We start from the raw sequence: 19,286 nt of genomic DNA on the forward strand, positions 1-19,286 counted from the left end.
ATCGGGGGTCAGATCTCTTCATCAACGACCCAACCCTCGGGTTCCTCCCGAGGTTTGGCCGCCAGTTGCTCGCGTTCCCTCTCGGCCCACAGGTCGCCCGCAAGGGTGTCGCGCATCACCTTGTCGGCCTCGGCGAAGTTCTCCTGCGCCACCTGCCAGGCCCACTGCCGGTACGTGCGGGCCACGATGACGGCGTCACCGTCGGTCACCAGTTCACCCTCATGCAACCACACTGCGCGGGTGCACAGCCTCTCGATCGTCTGAGCGGCGTGCGAGACGAGGAAGATCGTGCCCGCCTGTTCACGCAAGCGCTTGATGGTGCGGGCCGAGCGCTCCGCGAAGGACGCGTCTCCCGTGCCGAGGGCCTCGTCGATCAGCAGGATCTCCGGATTCGAAGCTGCGGCGATGGCGAAGCGCAGCCGGGCACCCATTCCCGAGGAGTAGGTCGACATGGGACGATTGATGGCGTCCCCGATACCGGCCAGGTCCAGGACGCGCGGGGTGATCTGCGCAACTTCCACCGGGGAGAAGCCCAGCGCCAACAAGCCGAGTCGCACATTCTTGCGGCCGCTCATGTGGGGGAGCAGCGCGGCGTTGACGCCCAGCAGCATGGGAGTCGCCGTGGCGAGCACCTGGCCGGCATCGGGTGGCTGCACGCCGGCAATGACCCGCAGCAGGGTGCTCTTTCCCGATCCGTTGGATCCCACGATCCCGACGTGCTCGCCCTCCCGCACCGTCAGCGACACCTCACGCAGGGCGTGCACCTTGGTGCGCGAGACGCGGCTGACGACGCTGTGCGCCAGTCGGTGAAGGGCGTTGCCGTCGGGCGGTGGCTCGATCTCGCTGTCGTAGGTGACCGAGACATCGGTGATGACCACGGAGACCTGGGGTTCCTCAGCGGACTCGACCATAGGAGACCTCCCCACGCCAGAACCAGACCAGCCCGAACGTGCTGACACCCACCGCCCACATGGTGAGTTGGATCCATTCCCCGGGTCGTGGCATGTAGCCGCGCATGAGCAGTTCGCGGTACATGTTGATCAACAGGAACAAAGGCTGGTGTTGCACCACTGCCTGGGCGTGGGGAATGGCCGCGAACCGGTCGACCGACCACATCACTGCTGATCCGTACATCAGAATTCGAATGAGATATCCCAACAAGTGCCGCGCATCGGGAAAGGCAGCCCCGATGCGCGCCGTGATGAGGGCGACGCCCACGTTGAACAACGACTGCAGGGCGAACAGGAACGGCACCATGATTGCCGTGGAATGGGGCCAGTGCTTCGAAAGCACGTGAACGACGATGAACATTACCACCACGACCGGCAAGGTCTGCAGGGCCTCACGCAGGGTGGAGGCGAGGGGGAGCGATGCCCGGGGGAAGGAGAAGGCGCGGATCAGGCCGGTGCTGCCGTGGATGCTTGTCACCCCACTGTTGAGCGCGCGCGTGGTGAAGCTGAACATCAGCACGCCGATCACCACGTACGACGGGAAGTTGGCGATGCGTGACTGGAACAGCACCCCGAAGATGAGGATGTAGATGCCCGCGTCGAACAGCGGGTTCAGCACGAGCCAGAGATTGCCCAGCACCATGCCCCGGTTGCCCGAGAGGGCTTGGGCCCTCGACTGCGCCCAGATGAAGTGGCGGCGATCCCACAACTGCCGCACGTAGTCGCGCAGAGGTGGCCGGCCACCCACCTTCCTCAGGTCGGCATAGTCGAGGCCACGCCGAGGAGTCTCGCGGCTCAGCCTGGGCAGCGCGAATGCGGCCCTCCGAGACGGTTCCATCAGTCAGCTCCCAACGTGGCGTACACCCGATCGTAACGGGAGGCGGCCCGCCGCCACGTCCGCTCGGCTGCCCATGAACGTCCCAGCAGTCTTGCTCGTTGGAGGGCGTCGGAGTCGTCCAGCACCGCTGAGAGGTGCTCCGCCAGACTCAGCGGGTCGCCAGCACGAGCCAGGGATCCGCCGGCTGGTGACACCACCTCGGCCAACGCCGGGAGGTCGCTCCCGACCACGGGACGGGCCAGGGCCCACGCCTCCACAGGCTTCAGGGGGGTCACCATGCGACACACCGGGGTGTCGAGTCTGGGCACGGCCACGACGTCGAGGGCCTCGACCCACGTCAGCGCACGAGCGCGGTCCTGACGGCCGGGGAACTGGCAGACCCCGTCCAGGCCCAAGTCGTGGGCCAGTGATTGCAGCGAGGGCAGCGCCACCCCGTGACCGACGATGGCACACCTCACGTCCCTGCCGCCGGCGCGCAGCAGGTGCACGGCTCGCAGCAGTACGTCGAACCCCTCGTAGCCGACCACCGAGCTGACCGATCCCACCCATTCACCCTCCCGCGGCAGTCCGAGCTGGGCGCGCGCCTGGGTGGGTGTCGCGTCGCGGTTGAAGAGGGATTCGTCCACTGCATTCGGCACCACCGTGATGTGGTCCTCGGGGACGCCTCGCTTGAGCAGGTCGGCACGCTGCACCTCGGACAGCACCACCACTGCGTCGGCCGACATCGCCAGTTCGGTCTCACGGTCCCGCTGCAGGCGCAGGCGTTCGCTGGTTTCGGCTTCGTGCCGGGCCCAGTCGGGGCGGCTCGCCAGCCAGGTGTACTCAAGTTGCCCGCGCATCTCGTAGACCCACGGCAGTCCGGTGCGTTCGGCGACCTCGCGAACGGCCACACCGTTGGTGTGGTCGGTGGTCGTGTGCAGCACCCGGGGGCGGAACTCCCCGACGAGGTCGGTGAGCAGGTCGGCCTGCAGGGTCAGTCGCTGCATCAGGCTGGCTGGCTGATGCCAGGGCAATAGCCGGTGCACAGGAACCGTGCCGACCTGTTCGAGGTGTGGGCCCCCCAGGCGACCGATGGTGGTGGGGTAGCCCAGCCGGGTCGCCGCCTGCACCTCCCACCCCGCTTGTTGCACTGCCTGCATGACGGCTTGGCTCCTGCGGGTGTAGCCCGACTGGGTGTGCGGCAGTGAGTTGGTGAGCACGAACAGCACACGTCGGCCGGCGGCGCGCACGTGGAGCGGAGGGCGCTGGGGGAGTCGCACGCCGGGGGTCATGGCATCCCGCTCGCTGCGGATGCGCTGAGCCAAGGGGCTGGCGGGGTCGAGCTCGGCGAGGGCGCCACCGAAGTCACCCACCTGCAGGCGCAGTCGGGCCCGGTCACGGTTGGTCAGCAGGTCGGTCGGGATCAGTTCGACCAACCCGCGGTTCACCGCGACCGACACTGCCAAGGCATCCCACGCCCGCCTCATCCGCGTGCCCGGTATCGGGGATGGACCCCACCAGCCCTCGAGTTGGGTCCTGACGGCATCCGGACGGTCAGAGATGTGGGCCATCAGTGCCTGCCAGGCGGCATTTCCGTGGTGGGGGAGGTGAGTGACCCCCACCCGACGGGCAACCTGGACGGCCGCATGGGCGGCGTCGTCGTGGAGCAGTCTGGCCCCGGTCGAACCCGCCAGCCAGAGGTCACGGACCATCGAGCCGAGTCGCTCCGGCATGCGGGAGGCGGTCATGCACGACCCGTCGCCACACCGCGCATGAGGCCCGGGCGTGCCGATGCCAGTTCGCAGGCGGTCTCCACCTCGGCGGCGTGCAGCAGCGCCGAGCCATGGGTCATCACCCAGTCGCGGGCAGCGGATCCCACCCGCAGGCGGGATCGGTCGCCCGCGAGGTCCCGCCAGAGTCGGGCCAGTGCCTCCGGATCCTCGGGTGGGACCACGTCCCCTGCCCCGGACTGTCGCACGATCTCGGCCGTCTCACCCTCGAGGCTCGCGCTCACGTGCCGCTGCACGACCATGATGTCGTACAGCTTGCTGGGAACGGTGAGTTCCATGCCGTGCCACCGGCGCAGACAGACCAGCACCGTGTCGGCCCATTCCAAGTGTGCCCGGGTCTCGGGCTTGGGCACCTGGTCGATCCATTCGACGTCGACTCCCTTGCGCGCGGCATAGGTGTGCAGCGAGTGACTGTGCGCGCCACGGCCGACGATCCGCAGCCGCACGGGTGTGTCGGAGTCCTTCAGCAACGCCGCAGCGTCGATGGCGACAGCCAGGCGCTGCGCACGGCCCATCACGCCCATGTAGAGCACGTTGAGCCCGTCGTGGTCGTCCACGGGTGGCAGGGGATCGTCGGGCGTGGCGATGTTGCGGGCCACCCTCACCTGACGCATGCCGTGGCTCCGCAAGTCCTGCGCCAGCGATTCGGTGGTCGTGACGATCGCCGACGCGTCGCGCAACATGCCCCAGTACCAGCCCGTCAGGGTGGGCGTGAGGGCGTTGCTGAACGGTGGCGGAGGCAGTTCGTGGGTGCCGTCGTCGTTCCAGTGCTCGACGTCGGCGAATAGGTGGGGCCAGGCGTCGCGGAGTTCGACCACCAAGGGCAGCCGACGCAGCTTCGCGACCAGCCAGCCCACAGGCAGACTCGTCAGCGCCGGCACCGTGGTCAGCACGACGTCGGGACGGGACGAGCGCAGCGCGGCCAGCAGGGTCTGCGCTCCGGTCACCGCCTCGTTCATCAGCCGCCGATGCAGCCCGAGCCCGGGCACCAGGGCCCGCACCTCGCGGATGCGCAGACCTGAGGTGTCGGACTGGCGCTCGGGGTGGTGGCCCCAGCGCGGCACCACCACGTCGAGGGAGTGCCCCTTGGCGAGGAGTTCTCGTGACAGCCACGACCATCGCCCCGCGTGGGCCCCGCCCTCGGGGGGAAAGTGCTGCGTCAACAGCAGAATGCGAATGGTCGGCTCCCGGTGACAATCAGGGGTTGGGTGGCAATCGGATCACGAGGCGCAAATGGGCGCAATGATGGGGTGATACCCTCTCGGAGAACTTAACAGACCTCGTCCCCGGCGTGTGAGACGAGCACTCCCTATGGTGAGGAAACCAGAATCCATGGATGACACCATCGTCGTGATCGGGCTCGGCTACATCGGCCTGCCCACCGCCGCCGTGCTCGCTCGAGCCGGCAAGAACGTGATCGGCGTCGACGTCTCCGATCGGCACGTGAATGCCGTCAATGCCGGGGAGCTGCCGTTCATCGAGGAGGGGCTCGGCGAGGTCGTGGCCCAGGTCGTCCGGGAGGGCCACCTGACCGCCCGCAAGGACACCCCGCAGGGTGACGTCTTCATCATCGCCGTGCCCACCCCGTTCGCGGAGGGCCACAAGGCCGACCTCAGCTACATCGACGCCGCCACCAAGGGCATCGCGCCGCAGTTGCAGGGCCATGAGCTGGTGATCCTAGAGTCGACCTCCCCGCCCGGAACCACCGAGCACGTCCGTGACCTGCTGGCCCAGTTGCGTCCGGAGCTCACCGACCTGCAGTTCGCCCACGCCCCCGAGCGGGTACTGCCCGGCCGGATCATGGTCGAGATGGTCACCAACGACCGCATCATCGGCGGCATCACCCCCGAGGCCGCCGAGCGCGCTGCCAGGCTGTACGCGTCGTTCTGCCAAGCCGAACTGCACCTGACGGACGCCACCACGGCCGAGATGGCCAAGCTCACCGAGAACGCCTTCCGCGATGTCAACATCGCGTTCGCCAACGAACTGTCGCTGATCTCTGACCAACTCGGGGTCGACGTCTGGGAGCTCATCGAGCTCGCCAACAAGCACCCGAGGGTCAACATCCTCCAGCCCGGCCCCGGGGTGGGTGGGCACTGCATCGCCGTCGACCCGTGGTTCATCGTGTCGAGTTCGCCGGACCACGCGAAGCTGATCAACCAGGCCAGGCACGTCAATGACGGCAAACCCGACTGGGTGATCGACCAGGTTCGCGCTGCCCTCGACGACCCGTCCCTGGCAGACAAGGCAATGAAGACGGTCGCCTGCCTCGGGCTGGCCTTCAAGCCCGACATCGACGACCTCCGCGAATCTCCCTCGCTGCACATCGTCGAGCGACTTGCGGCCGAGCTCGACAACGCCGATGTGGTGGCGGTCGAGCCCAACGTGAGTGAACTGCCCGAGAGTCTCGCCGGTCGAGGCGTCACCCTGGTCGACCTCGAGGATGCCAGCGACGCCGACGTGATCGTGTTGCTGGTCGATCACAAGGAGTTCAAGGCGATCCCAGCGGAGCGACTCGACGGGCGCCTGCTGGTCGACACCAAGGGGCTGTGGCGTCGCCGCCGCCCCCAGACCCTCTCCCGCTGAACTCAGACGCGCCGATAGCTCACTTCGACCCTGCGTTGTGCTTGTCCAGAACTAGCTGAATGCGGCGTCGCACTGTTCGATGTGCCGCCGCGCTTGGCTCTGGCCAAGTGGCGCGTGCCCTGCCACCGCGTCCGAAACCAGCAGTTCACAGCCTCCCAGAGGCTCTCGGCGCTGCTGGCTGACCCATCGGTGTAGATCGAGGGTCTGTTCGAATTGCAGGTCCTCTGTATTGGTGACGATCCGGTATCTGGGGATGCCCGAACGCTCGAAGCGTGAGCGGACGCTGAGTTGTTCGGGGTGCGACTTTCGATACTCGGCGAGCTCCATGTGTGTCACATGCTCCTCCAGCGCTGCGCGCGCAGACCGGAAGGGCCACAGTTCGAAGTCGACTTGGGGAACCTCCGCGATTGCGAGGGCCCCTGGAATCGCCGACGCAAGCATCAGGGCACCAAAGCCGCCGAGGGAGGAGCCGTACAGCGTAACCCGGTCAAGTGGTACCCCACATGCGTCCGCCTCGTCCGTGACGACACTCGCCAGCAGTTCAATCACGTCCAGCGCCGGGTTGATGTACCAAGCGCCCAAGAGCTCGTCGTGCAGCCCCATCGAGGGATCAGCCAAACAGATCACGTGGCGGTCGGGAAAGCTGGCCTGCCATCTCCAACGCGCAAAACTGGGATGCCGATGCTCGGCACTGGGAGGGACGGCGCTTGGCAAGAACACGAGCAGGCGATCAGCCTGTGGTCTCCGGGCGCGCATCCCGTGCACTGGGGCGCTGGGGGCGCGAGTGTCGACGAAACCCTCCAACGGGGTGCCCCTTCCGCAGAATCTTCAACGCGCACATGATGGCACACCTGCTCCGGAGTGCGTACAGGCTCGTGCGGGAGGACCCTGCGCACGAAGATCTCTCCGCTTCGAGGGCTCTCGGATGGCGTCAGCCCTGGGCCCCACCGGTCGTGGTGGGCTGGTCAGACGTGCTGGGCAAGACGGCGCTGGGCACGATCACGTCCGTGGGAACCACGGTGGGCAACCCACCGATGGACGGACGGGTGCTGGTCGTGCTCGTCGGAGCCGTGGTGGGCTGCACCGGCGGGGCGATGGTGCTCGAACGGGTGGCCATGGGAGCGGTTGTCGTCCTGGTCGTCGTCGGAGCCTGCGGCCGAGAGGTCGTCGGCGGCACGTACTGAGTCGTCCGGGTCGCGCTGGTGGCTGGCGGCTGCGCGGTGGTGGTCACCTGCGAGGCGCTCGACGGGGCTGCTGAGGTCGCCGCCGGGGTCAGGGAACCCGCGGGGGTCGAGGACCGGGTCGTCACGGTGGCTGAGGAGGGGACAAGCGAGCTGGTGCTGGGGGACGAGACCGGGGTCGAGTCCTGCGGTGCGGACGACTGGTTCTCGGCCGGCACGGCATCGAGTGCGACACTGGGCCGCAGCCAGGCAGGCTGGGCGCCGACGACGTAGCCCGAGGCGCACAGCGCCACTCCCAGCACCGCCACACCCGCTCCCGCCTGTTGCCTCAGCCGCTTCGGCGACAGCCACAGGGCGAGTGCCGCCACGAGTGCGAGCAGGCCACCGGTGAACAGCGCGAACCATGGCCCGGCGATGATGACGGCCACCAGCAGGTAGGCGACGACCAGCGGGATCACGAACTGGGGCTTCAGCAGCTTCTTCACGGCACCTCCCGGGGCGGCGTCGGGGTGGGGGAGTGGACGACCACCGGGAGTGCCCACACCCGGCCGCATGATGGTAACCCGCCCGCCCGGCCCGCCCGGAATGGGGAGCGGCCACGCTCTGGTCGAGGTTGAGGGTTGCGGGCTGGACCGGCGGTGACGACAAGCCGGGTAGGGTGCTTGCCACCGCGCCCCCGAGGACTACCATGGACTGCGACGCGATGGTCGTCCGGTACGAACCCATGAGCCGCCTGTGACGGGCTCAGATCGAGGGCATGCGCACCGACTCCGATGTCGCGGTTCCCGACCGGGTTGCGTTTGACAGCCCGAGCCCCGCTGTGCGCTTTGCAAAGTTGCCGCGCACGGCGTATCGTGGTTGTTTGCCCCATCGCTGCCGACGACCCGTGATGCTTGACGCGGGACAGTTCTGCATGCACAGCACTACGTGTTGAGTTCTTGGAAGGACCGCATCTTGGCCGCCTCGCGCACCGCCGCAAAGAACACCAACGTCATCTCCTCCAGCGGACGACTCTCGTTCGCGAAGATCCCCGAACCGATGGAAGTGCCGAATCTGCTTGACCTGCAGATCGACGCCTTCGACTGGCTCGTGGGCAACGAGGCCTGGCAGAAGCGCGTCGAGGAGGCCCTCGCTGAGGGGCGCACCGACGTGAACACCAAGTCCGGACTGGAGGAGATCTTCGAAGAGATCTCTCCCATCGAAGACATGGCCGAGACGATGTCGCTCTCACTGCGCGACCACCGTTTCGAAGATCCGAAGGCCTCGATCGACGAGTGCAAGGATCGCGACATCACCTATGCCGCGCCGCTGTTCGTGACCGCTGAGTTCATGAACAACGACACCGGCGAGATCAAGTCCCAGACGGTCTTCATCGGCGACTTCCCGCTGATGACCGACAAGGGCACCTTCGTCATCAACGGCACCGAGCGCGTGGTCGTCTCGCAGCTGGTGCGTTCCCCGGGCGTCTACTTCGAGCAGACCCCCGACAAGACGTCCGACAAGGACATCTTCTCGACCAAGATCATCCCCTCGCGTGGTGCCTGGCTCGAGTTCGAGATCGACAAGCGCGACCTGGTCGGCGTCCGCCTCGACCGCAAGCGCAAGCAGAACGTCACGGTGCTGCTCAAGGCCCTGGGCTGGAGCGAGGAGCGCATCCTCGAGGAGTTCGCCGGATACGAGTCGATCCGCCAGACGCTCGAGAAGGACCACGTCCACACCCAGGACGAGGCGCTGCTCGACATCTACCGCAAGCTGCGCCCCGGCGAGCCGCCGGCACGTGACGCGGCCGAGACGCTGCTGAACAACTACTATTTCAACCCCAAGCGCTACGACCTGGCCAAGGTTGGTCGATACAAGATCAACAAGAAGCTGGGCCTCGACCTGCCCTTCGACAAGCAGGTGCTGACCGTCGACGACATCGTCCAGGCGATCCACTTCGTCTGTGCGCTGCACGAGGGCCGCGAGACCCTGGCCAACGGCACCCCCGTCGAGGCCGACGACATCGACCACTTCGGCAACCGTCGTCTGCGCACCGTGGGTGAGTTGATCCAGAACCAGCTGCGTACCGGTCTCGGTCGTATGGAGCGCGTCGTGCGTGACCGCATGACGACCCAGGACATCGAGGCGATCACGCCGCAGACCCTGATCAACATCCGTCCGGTGACCGCCGCACTCAAGGAGTTCTTCGGAACCTCGCAGCTGTCGCAGTTCATGGACCAGAACAACCCGCTCGCGGGCCTGACCCACAAGCGCCGTCTGTCGGCCCTGGGCCCGGGTGGTCTGTCCCGTGACCGCGCCGGCATGGAGGTCCGTGACGTCCACCCCTCGCACTACGGACGCATGTGCCCCATCGAGACCCCTGAGGGCCCGAACATCGGTCTGATCGGCTCGCTGGCATCGTTCGCCCGCGTCAACGCGTTCGGCTTCATCGAGACCCCGTACCGCAAGGTGGTCGACGGTGTCGTCACCGGCACGATCGACTATCTGACCGCTGACGAGGAGGACCGTCAGATCGTCGCGCAGGCCAACGCCCCGCTCGACGCCGACGGCCGATTCATCGAGGAGCGGGTGCTCGTCCGCAAGCGCCACGGCGACGTCGACAACCTCGACCCGTCCGAGGTCACCTACATGGACGTCTCCCCTCGCCAGATGGTGTCGGTGGCCACGGCCCTGATCCCCTTCCTCGAGCACGACGACGCCTCGCGCGCCCTGATGGGTGCCAACATGCAGCGCCAGGCCGTGCCGCTCATCCGCAACGAGTCGCCCTTCGTCGGCACCGGTATGGAGTACCGCTCCGCCACCGACGTCGGCGACGTCACCCTGGCCGCCAAGGCCGGTGTGGTGGGCAACGTCTCGGCCGACCTGATCGAGATCGCGAACGACGACGGCACCTACTCCAGCCACAAGCTGCAGAAGTTCAAGCGGTCGAACGCGGGCACCTGCATCAACCAGCGTCCGCTGGTCGCCCCCGGGGACCGGGTCGAGGTCGGCTCGCCGCTGGCCGACGGACCCTGCACCGACCAGGGCGAGATGGCGCTGGGCAAGAACCTGCTGGTCGCCTTCATGCCCTGGGAAGGTCACAACTACGAGGACGCGATCATCCTGTCGCAGCGTCTCGTGCAGGACGACGTGCTCACCTCGATCCACATCGAGGAGCACGAGGTCGACGCTCGTGACACCAAGCTGGGCCCCGAGGAGATCACGCGGGACATCCCGAACGTGAACGAGGACATGCTGGCCAACCTCGACGATCGCGGCATCATCCGCATCGGCGCCGAGGTCGGCACCGGCGACATCCTCGTCGGCAAGGTCACCCCCAAGGGCGAGACCGAGCTCACCCCCGAGGAGCGCCTGTTGCGCGCCATCTTCGGTGAGAAGGCTCGCGAGGTGCGCGACACCTCGATGAAGGTGCCCCACGGCGAGACCGGAACCGTCATCGGCGTGCGCGTCTTCGACCGCGAGGAGGGCGACGAGTTGCCCCCCGGCGTGAACCAGATGGTGCGCGTCTACGTGGCCCAGAAGCGCAAGATCTCCGATGGCGACAAGCTCGCCGGACGCCACGGCAACAAGGGCGTCATCTCGAAGATCCTGCCGGTGGAGGACATGCCCTTCCTGGAGGACGGCACCCCCGTCGACATCGTGCTCAACCCGCTCGGTGTTCCCTCGCGTATGAACCTGGGCCAGGTGCTCGAGAACCACCTCGGGTGGATCGCGAAGACCGGCTGGGACATCTCGGGTCTCGAGGACGAGTGGGCCAAGCGTCTGCAGGAGGTCGGCATGGGTCGCGCCGACTCCGACTCGCGCGTGGCCACCCCGGTCTTCGACGGCGCCACCGAGGAGGAGATCGCCGGACTGCTCGAGCACGGCCTGCCCACCCGCGACGGAGACCGCCTGGTCGACGCCGACGGCAAGGCTCGTCTGTTCGACGGACGTTCCGGTGAGCCCTACCCGCAGCGCATCGGTGTCGGCTACATGTACATGCTGAAGCTGCACCACCTGGTCGACGACAAGATCCACGCCCGTTCGACCGGTCCGTACTCGATGATCACCCAGCAGCCGCTGGGCGGCAAGGCACAGTTCGGTGGCCAGCGCTTCGGTGAGATGGAGGTGTGGGCCCTCGAGGCCTACGGCGCCGCCTGGGCACTGCAGGAGCTGCTGACCATCAAGTCGGACGACGTTCCCGGCCGTGTGAAGGTCTACGAGGCCATCGTGAAGGGCGAGAACATCCCCGAGCCGGGCATCCCCGAGTCGTTCAAGGTGCTCGTCAAGGAGATGAAGTCGCTCTGCCTGAACGTCGAGGTGCTCTCCAGCGATGGCACCGTCGTCGAACTGCGTGACTCCGAGGACGACTACCGCGGCGCCGAGGACTTCGGCATCGACCTGTCTCGCCGTCCGGGCGCCGATTCGTTCGCCCTGGTCGACGAAGTCTGAGTTCTCAGCCGGCCCGACGCGGTCGTCCCCCCTGGTGAGGACGACCGCGGCGGGCCCGGCAGGACCAGTCCAACCCCCAGAACTCAGACACATATTCAGCACCTGCGAAGAGCAGGGAAATGGAGACAACCACCGTGCTGGACGTCAACTACTACGACGAACTCCGGATCGGCCTCGCCACCGCCGATGAGATCCGTGGCTGGAGCCACGGAGAGGTCAAGAAGCCCGAGACCATCAACTACCGCACGCTGAAGCCCGAGCGTGACGGCCTCTTCTGCGAGAAGATCTTCGGCCCCACCCGTGACTGGGAGTGCTACTGCGGCAAGTACAAGCGTGTGCGCTTCAAGGGCATCATCTGCGAGCGCTGTGGCGTCGAGGTGACCCGGTCGAACGTCCGTCGTGACCGCATGGGCCACATCGAACTGGCCGCCCCCGTCACCCACATCTGGTACTTCAAGGGTGTTCCCTCGCGACTGGGCTACCTGCTCGACATCGCCCCGAAGGACCTCGAGAAGGTCATCTACTTCGCGGCTTACATGATCACCGCCGTCGACGAGGAGGCCCGTCACCGCGACCTCTCGTCGCTGCAGGCCAAGGTCGACGTCGAGCGTGGTCAGCTCGAGAAGCGCAAGAACGTCGACGTCGACAACAGGCTCAAGAAGCTTGAGGAGGACCTCGGCCAGGCCGAGGCCGACGGGCTCAAGGCCGATCAGAAGAAGCGCATCAAGGACGGCGCCGAGAAGGAGGCCAAGCAGATCCGTGACCGCGCCCAGCGCGAGATCGATCGCCTGGACGCCGTCTGGGACCGCTTCAAGTCCCTCAAGGTGCAGGACTTCGAGGGCGACGAGATCCTCTACCGCGAGATGAAGGCGCGCTTCGGCAAGTACTTCGAGGGCTCGATGGGTGCCGAGGCGATCAAGAATCGTCTGGCCACCTTCGACCTGGCCGCCGAGGCCGAGTCGCTGAAGGAGACCATCAAGACCGGCAAGGGGCAGCGCAAGACCCGCGCCCTGAAGCGGCTGAAGGTCGTCTCGGCGTTCCTGAACACCGGCAACTCGCCGATGGGCATGGTGCTCGACGCCGTCCCCGTCATTCCTCCGGACCTTCGTCCGATGGTGCAGCTCGACGGTGGACGTTTCGCGACCTCCGACCTCAACGACCTGTACCGCCGCGTCATCAACCGCAACAACCGCCTCAAGCGCCTGCTCGACCTCGGTGCCCCCGAGATCATCGTGAACAACGAGAAGCGCATGCTGCAGGAGGCCGTTGACTCGCTGTTCGACAACGGACGACGCGGTCGTCCCGTGACCGGACCGGGCAACCGTCCGCTGAAGTCGATCTCGGACATGCTGAAGGGCAAGCAGGGTCGTTTCCGTCAGAACCTGCTGGGCAAGCGCGTGGACTACTCGGGCCGTTCGGTCATCGTGGTCGGTCCGCAGCTGAAGCTGCACCAGTGTGGTCTGCCGAAGGCCATGGCCCTGGAGCTGTTCAAGCCGTTCGTGATGAAGCGTCTGGACGACCTCAACCACGCCCAGAACATCAAGTCGGCCAAGCGCATGGTCGAGCGTCAGCACCCCGTGGTGTGGGACGTGCTCGAGGAGGTCATCACCGAACACCCGGTGCTGCTGAACCGTGCACCCACCCTTCACCGACTCGGCATCCAGGCCTTCGAGCCGCAGCTGATCGAGGGCAAGGCCATCCAGCTCCACCCGCTGGTGTGTGCTGCCTTCAACGCTGACTTCGACGGTGACCAGATGGCCGTGCACCTGCCGCTGTCGGCGGAGGCGCAGGCCGAGGCCCGCATCCTGATGCTGTCGACGAACAACATCCTCAAGCCGGCAGACGGTCGTCCTGTGACCCTGCCCTCGCACGAGATGATCATCGGCATGTACTACCTCACCCAGAGCCTCGACGGGCTCAAGGGCGAGGGCCGGGCGTTCAGCTCGGTGGCCGAGGCGATCATGGCCCACGATGCCGGCGAGCTCGACATGCGCGCCAAGATCAAGGTGCTGGTCAAGGGATACGTGCCCGGACCCGGCCCGACCGCTCGGATCCGTCCGGACGGCACCGCCCTGCTCGACACCACCCTGGGCAAGATCACCTTCAACGAGGCCATGCCGGCGGAGTTCCCCTTCGTCGAGGACCACGTGGGCAAGAAGCAGCTCGGCGCTCTCGTCAACGAGCTCGCCGACGGCTACCCCATGTCGGTCGTCACCCAGACCCTCGACCACCTGAAGGACCTCGGCTTCCGCTGGGGCACCCGCTCGGGTGTGACCGTGTCGATCGGTGACGTGCAGATCCCGCCGAGCAAGCCCGAGATCCTCGACACCTTCGAGAAGAAGGCGCTGAAGATCGACAGCCTCTACGACCGCGGTGCTGTCACCGAGGACGAGCGTCGTCAGGAGCTCATCCAGATATGGACCGACGCCACGGCCGACCTGACCGAGGCCATGGAGAAGAACTTCGTCGCCACGAACCCCATCGTCATGATGGTGAACTCGGGCGCTCGAGGCTCCATGACCCAGATGCGTCAGCTCGCGGCCATGCGAGGACTGGTGGCCAACCCCAAGGGCGAGATCATCGCGCGTCCGATCAAGTCCAACTTCAAGGAAGGTCTGTCGGTCCTCGAGTACTTCATCTCGACCCACGGTGGCCGTAAGGGCCAGGCCGACACCGCACTGCGCACGGCTGACTCGGGTTACCTGACCCGTCGTCTGGTCGACGTCTCGCAGGACGTGATCATCCGCGAGGAGGACTGTGGCACGCAGCGTGGTCTGAACAAGACCATCGCGCACGTCGACGAGTCGGGACGGGTGACCATCCCCGACAACGTCGAGACCGCTGCCTACGCCCGCACCCTGGCCGTCGACGTGGCGGACCCGCAGGGCAAGGTGCTGCTCACCGGCGGGGCTGATCTCGGCGATGCCGAGATCCGCATGCTGGCGGCCGCGGGTGTGACCGAGGTCAAGGTGCGCTCCGTGCTCACCTGTGACGCGGCCACCGGCACCTGCGCGAAGTGCTACGGACGCTCGCTCGCCACCGGCAAGTTGGTCGATGTCGGCGAGGCCGTGGGTATCGTCGCGGCGCAGTCCATCGGCGAGCCAGGCACCCAGCTGACGATGCGTACCTTCCACACCGGTGGTGTGGCCGGGGACGACATCACGCAGGGTCTGCCGCGTGTGCAGGAGCTGTTCGAGGCTCGTCAGCCCAAGGGCAAGGCCCCGTTGGCCGAGGCCTCGGGTCGCATCGAGATCGAGGAGGCCGACCGCAGCCGCAAGCTCATCCTGAAGCGTGACGACGGCGGTGAGGACATCGAGTACGTGGTGCCCAAGCGCGCCCGTCTTGAGTTCGAGGCGGACGGCCAGCAGGTCGTCATCGCTGATGGTGTGCACGTGGCCGCTGGCCAGCAGCTCACCGCCGGCACCAAGGACCCCCAGGACGTGCTGCGGATCAACGGTCTGCGCAAGGTGCAGGAGTTGCTGGTCGACGAGGTGCAGAAGGTGTACGCCACCCAGGGTGCGCCGATCCACGACAAGCACATCGAGATCATCATCCGGCAGATGCTTCGCCGCATCACCGTCATCGACGGTGGCGACACCCGCCTGATGCCCGGTGAGCTCGTCGATCGTCAGGGCTTCGAGAACGCCAACCGCGAAGCGGTGGAGTCCGGTGCTCGTGCGGCCGAGGGTCGTCCGGTGCTCATGGGTATCACCAAGGCGTCGCTGGCGACCGAGTCGTGGCTCTCCGCGGCCTCGTTCCAGGAGACCACCAAGGTGCTGACCGACGCTGCCATCCACGGCAAGTCGGACTCGCTGAAGGGCCTCAAGGAGAACGTCATCCTCGGCAAGCTGATCCCGGCCGGTACCGGTCTCGACCGTTACCGCAACATTCGGGTGGAGCCCACCGCCGAGGCGAAGGCCAGCGCGTTCACCATGAACTACGACCCCTACGACTACGACTTCGGGTCGGGTTCGGGTGCCGCGGTTCCGCTGGAGGACATCGACTTCGGCGACGGCGTTCGCTGATCGTCAGCCGGTGACCGGGTGAGGTCGTGATCCGGTGAGGTTGTGAGGGCCGCTCCACTTCGGTGGGGCGGCCCTCGTCCGTTGGTGGGGGAGTGGCGGGCCGTGCACCACGGGCTGCCGTGCCGTCCAGCACGGGCTGCCGGAGCCCCCCGGGACCCCTGCTTTTGACCCTCGGGTGAGCGTGAACTAATCTTGGAGACTGTGCTCGGAGTTGCACGAGCATCTGTGCGTGCCCTGGCGTGGTACCACCTTCTTGGTTGCACAAGGAGTGCTGGAACCTTTGCGGAGTTCGCACGGCATCCTGCTTGACGCCTGCCGCGGTGACGGTGGCCAGCGGTGGTTCGAAACGGATGCAAGCCAGGGAACAACCTCAGGATCAACGAAAGAGATACCAGCCGGTGCCTACCATTCAGCAGCTGGTCCGCAAGGGCCGCAGTGACAAGGTCAGCAAGAACAAGACCGCTGCGCTCAAGGGCTCGCCCCAGCGTCGCGGCGTGTGCACGCGTGTGTACACCACCACCCCCAAGAAGCCGAACTCCGCTCTGCGCAAGGTCGCCCGTGTGCGCCTGTCGTCAGGTGTCGAGGTGACCGCCTACATCCCAGGCGTCGGGCACAACCTGCAGGAGCACTCGATGGTGCTCGTCCGCGGAGGCCGTGTGCGCGACCTGCCCGGTGTCCGCTACAAGATCATTCGCGGCTCGCTCGACACCCAGGGTGTCAAGAACCGCAAGCAGGCTCGCAGCCGCTACGGCGCGAAGAAGGAGAAGTAATGCCTCGCAAGGGTCCGGCGCCGAAGCGCCCGGTCATGGTCGACCCCGTCTACGGGTCGCCCGTTGTCTCCCAGCTGGTGAGCAAGGTGCTCCTCGATGGCAAGAAGACCATCGCCCAGGACATCGTGTACACCGCCCTCGAGGGCTGCCGCACCAAGAACGGTGTCGATCCCGTGCAGACCTTGAAGAAGGCGCTCGACAACATCAAGCCCTCCGTCGAGGTCAAGAGCCGCCGCGTCGGTGGCGCCACCTACCAGGTGCCGATCGACGTGAAGCCGGCCCGTGCCACCACGCTCTCGATGCGTTGGCTGGTCAGCTTCAGCCGCGCCCGTCGCGAGAAGACGATGGCCGAGCGCCTCATGAACGAGATCCTCGACGCCAGCAATGGCCTGGGCGCCGCCGTCAAGCGCCGCGAGGACACGCACAAGATGGCAGACGCCAACCGCGCCTTCGCGCACTACCGCTGGTGATCCGCCGCCCCCTCGTCCTTCGCGGGACGAGGGGGCGCACCCCGCTCGGGCACAGAAGTGCCGGGCACTCATGACATTCCGAGTCCCACAATTGAGATTGAGGTAGAGGCCAATGGCCACCACTGACCTGGGCAAAGTTCGCAACATCGGCATCATGGCGCACATCGATGCCGGCAAGACCACCACCACCGAGCGCATCCTGTTCTACACCGGCATCACCTACAAGATCGGTGAGGTGCACGACGGCGCCGCCACCATGGACTGGATGGAGCAGGAGCAGGAGCGTGGCATCACGATCACCTCCGCTGCCACCACCTGTTTCTGGCACGACCACCAGATCAACATCATCGACACCCCCGGTCACGTCGACTTCACCGTCGAGGTGGAGCGTTCGCTCCGCGTTCTCGACGGTGCCGTCGCGGTGTTCGACGGTGTCGCAGGTGTCGAGCCCCAGTCGATGACCGTGTGGCGTCAGGCGTCGAAGTACAAGGTGCCCCGCATCTGCTACGTCAACAAGCTCGACCGCACCGGTGCCTCGTTCGACCACTGCCTCAAGACCATCCGCGAGCGCCTGCAGGCGACCCCGCTGGTGCTGCAGCTGCCGATCGGTGCCGAGTCGCACTTCATCGGTGTCGTCGACCTGCTGGGCATGCGCGCGCTGACCTGGCGCGGTGAGACCAAGATCGGTGAGGACTACGCCGTCGAGGAGATCCCCGCCGACATGCTCGAGGCCGCCGAGGCCGCTCGCGAGGAGCTCATCCACACCCTCGCCGACCATGACGACGAGTTCGCCGAGCTGTGGCTCGAGCGTGAGGACAGCGGTGAGGAGTTCACCGTCCTCGAGCTCAAGCACGCCATCCGCCGCTGTGTGCTGGCCAACAAGGCCAACGCCGTGGTCTGTGGCTCGTCGTTCAAGAACAAGGGCGTCCAGCCCCTGCTCGACGCCGTCATCGACTACCTGCCGGCCCCCACCGACGTCCCCGCCATCGACGGCTTCAAGCCCGGTGACGAGTCCGTCGAGCTGCACCGCAAGCCGCAGGACAGCGAGCCCCTGTCGGTGCTGGCGTTCAAGATTGCCGCCGATCCCCACCTGGGCCGGTTGACCTTCGTCCGCGTCTACTCGGGACGACTCGAGGCCGGCGCCCAGGTGCTGAACTCGACCAAGGGCAAGAAGGAGCGCATCGGGAAGATCTACCAGATGCACGCCAACAAGCGTGAGGAGATCGACTCGATCGGCGCCGGCATGATCTGCGCCGTGATGGGCCTGAAGGACACCACCACCGGTGAGACCCTGTGCGACCCCGCCAACCCGATCGTGCTGGAGTCGATGGAGTTCCCGGCCCCGGTGATCGAGCAGGCCATCGAGCCGAAGACCAAGTCCGACCAGGAGAAGCTGGGCATGGCGATCCAGCGTCTGGCCGAGGAGGACCCGACCTTCCGCGTCCACACCGACGAGGAGACCGGGCAGACCATCATCGCCGGCATGGGCGAGTTGCACCTCGAGATCCTGATCGACCGCATGAAGCGCGAGTTCAAGGTCGAGGCCAACATCGGCAAGCCGCAGGTGGCCTACCGCGAGACCCTGCGTCGGGCGGTGCAGAAGGTGGAGTACACCCACAAGAAGCAGTCCGGTGGTTCGGGCCAGTACGGCCGCGTCATCATCGACCTCGAGCCCCAGCCCGCGGGCACCGGCTACGAGTTCGTCAACGCCGTCACCGGTGGACGCATCCCTCGTGAGTACATCCCCGCCGTCGACGCCGGCATCAAGGACGCCATGCAGTTCGGCGTGCTGGCCGGCTACCCCGTGGAAGACATCAAGGTCACCCTGACCGACGGTGCCTACCACGACGTCGACTCCTCGGAACTCGCCTTCAAGATCGCCGGTTCGATGGCGTTCAAGGAGGCCGCGCGCAAGGCCGATCCGGCCCTGCTCGAGCCCATGATGGCCGTCGAGGTCACCACTCCCGAGGACTACCTGGGCACCGTCATCGGTGACCTGAACGGTCGTCGCGGACACATCCAGTCCATGGACGAGCTGCACGGCAACCGCGTCGTGCACGCGCTCGTGCCGCTGTCGGAGATGTTCGGCTACGTGGGTGACCTGAGGTCGAAGACCTCGGGCCAGGCCTCGTACTCGATGGAGTTCGACTCCTACGCCGAGACCCCCAAGTCCGTGGCGGACGAGATCATCGCCAAGACCCGCGGCGGGGAGTGATCCCAGCGGGTTGCCGGGCGTGAGGGTCAGACAGGCCGTTTGACTCTCACG

General features: G+C 66.5%; 12 protein-coding genes. 6 read left to right on the forward strand and 6 right to left on the reverse strand.

All coding sequences use genetic code 11. The features are described 5' to 3' along the window. Window positions 1–8 precede the first annotated feature (8 nt). From QQZ11_RS08015 to QQZ11_RS08030, 4 genes are read right to left on the reverse strand one after another with little or no spacing between them, the layout of a single operon-like run. A complete protein-coding gene (locus QQZ11_RS08015; protein WP_284549750.1) occupies window positions 9–911 on the reverse strand; it encodes an ABC transporter ATP-binding protein in 903 nt (300 codons plus the stop codon). Then, the gene (locus QQZ11_RS08020; RefSeq protein ID WP_284549751.1) at window positions 895–1,788 is read right to left on the reverse strand and encodes an ABC transporter permease; all 894 of its coding nucleotides are present in this window, start codon (window positions 1,786–1,788) and stop codon (window positions 895–897) included. The genes QQZ11_RS08015 and QQZ11_RS08020 overlap by 17 nt, the downstream gene beginning before the upstream one ends. Beyond that, a complete protein-coding gene (locus QQZ11_RS08025; RefSeq protein WP_284549752.1) occupies window positions 1,788–3,515 on the reverse strand; it encodes a glycosyltransferase family 4 protein in 1,728 nt (575 codons plus the stop codon). Before QQZ11_RS08025 ends, QQZ11_RS08020 begins: the two co-directional genes overlap by 1 nt. Continuing rightward, window positions 3,512–4,720, reverse strand: coding sequence for a glycosyltransferase family 4 protein (locus tag QQZ11_RS08030; RefSeq protein WP_284549753.1), 1,209 nt, complete (start codon window positions 4,718–4,720; stop codon window positions 3,512–3,514). Before QQZ11_RS08030 ends, QQZ11_RS08025 begins: the two co-directional genes overlap by 4 nt. 169 nt (window positions 4,721–4,889) lie before the next feature. Between QQZ11_RS08030 and wecC the strand changes: the two genes are divergently transcribed. Next, entirely contained in the window at window positions 4,890–6,143 is a 1,254-nt protein-coding gene (wecC, locus tag QQZ11_RS08035) for a UDP-N-acetyl-D-mannosamine dehydrogenase (RefSeq protein WP_284549756.1), read from the forward strand. 51 nt (window positions 6,144–6,194) lie between these two features. On the opposite strand, the gene QQZ11_RS08040 is transcribed toward wecC, so the two are convergent. Both QQZ11_RS08040 and QQZ11_RS08045 read right to left on the reverse strand, forming a co-directional pair. After that, window positions 6,195–6,863, reverse strand: coding sequence for a hypothetical protein (locus QQZ11_RS08040; protein WP_284549757.1), 669 nt, complete (start codon window positions 6,861–6,863; stop codon window positions 6,195–6,197). Between the two features lie 211 nt (window positions 6,864–7,074). Continuing rightward, window positions 7,075–7,809, reverse strand: a complete 735-nt coding sequence (locus tag QQZ11_RS08045) for a hypothetical protein (RefSeq protein WP_284549760.1) — start codon at window positions 7,807–7,809, stop codon at window positions 7,075–7,077. A 469-nt stretch (window positions 7,810–8,278) separates the two neighbouring features. Between QQZ11_RS08045 and rpoB the strand changes: the two genes are divergently transcribed. The 5 genes from rpoB to fusA all read left to right on the forward strand — a co-directional run bounded on the left by rpoB (window position 8,279) and on the right by fusA (window position 19,235). Beyond that, window positions 8,279–11,755: a DNA-directed RNA polymerase subunit beta gene (rpoB, locus tag QQZ11_RS08050; RefSeq protein WP_022910620.1), complete on the forward strand. Its 3,477-nt coding sequence runs from the start codon at window positions 8,279–8,281 to the stop codon at window positions 11,753–11,755. A gap of 134 nt (window positions 11,756–11,889) precedes the next feature. Beyond that, window positions 11,890–15,780, forward strand: coding sequence for a DNA-directed RNA polymerase subunit beta' (locus QQZ11_RS08055; protein ID WP_284550196.1), 3,891 nt, complete (start codon window positions 11,890–11,892; stop codon window positions 15,778–15,780). Window positions 15,781–16,178: 398 nt separating this feature from the next. Beyond that, entirely contained in the window at window positions 16,179–16,550 is a 372-nt protein-coding gene (gene rpsL, locus QQZ11_RS08060) for a 30S ribosomal protein S12 (protein WP_022910622.1), read from the forward strand. Then, window positions 16,550–17,020: a 30S ribosomal protein S7 gene (gene rpsG / locus QQZ11_RS08065; protein ID WP_022910623.1), complete on the forward strand. Its 471-nt coding sequence runs from the start codon at window positions 16,550–16,552 to the stop codon at window positions 17,018–17,020. Before rpsL ends, rpsG begins: the two co-directional genes overlap by 1 nt. A gap of 112 nt (window positions 17,021–17,132) precedes the next feature. Further along, window positions 17,133–19,235 carry an elongation factor G gene (fusA, locus tag QQZ11_RS08070; RefSeq protein WP_022910624.1) on the forward strand — a complete coding sequence of 701 codons (2,103 nt, stop codon included), beginning with the start codon at window positions 17,133–17,135 and terminating at the stop codon, window positions 19,233–19,235. Window positions 19,236–19,286 lie beyond the last annotated feature (51 nt).

It is taken from the genome of Aestuariimicrobium sp. T2.26MG-19.2B, assembly GCF_950101875.1.
Taxonomy (GTDB): Bacteria; Actinomycetota; Actinomycetes; order Propionibacteriales; family Propionibacteriaceae; genus Aestuariimicrobium; species Aestuariimicrobium kwangyangense.

Coding starts and splice junctions, on each gene's coding strand:
- QQZ11_RS08015 (WP_284549750.1), bottom strand. CDS start 911: ATGGTCGAGTCCGCTGAGGAACCCCAGGTCTCCGTGGTCATCACCGAT.
- QQZ11_RS08020 (WP_284549751.1), bottom strand. CDS start 1,788: ATGGAACCGTCTCGGAGGGCCGCATTCGCGCTGCCCAGGCTGAGCCGC.
- QQZ11_RS08025 (WP_284549752.1), bottom strand. CDS start 3,515: ATGACCGCCTCCCGCATGCCGGAGCGACTCGGCTCGATGGTCCGTGAC.
- wecC (WP_284549756.1), top strand. CDS start 4,890: ATGGATGACACCATCGTCGTGATCGGGCTCGGCTACATCGGCCTGCCC.
- rpsG (WP_022910623.1), top strand. CDS start 16,550: ATGCCTCGCAAGGGTCCGGCGCCGAAGCGCCCGGTCATGGTCGACCCC.
- fusA (WP_022910624.1), top strand. CDS start 17,133: ATGGCCACCACTGACCTGGGCAAAGTTCGCAACATCGGCATCATGGCG.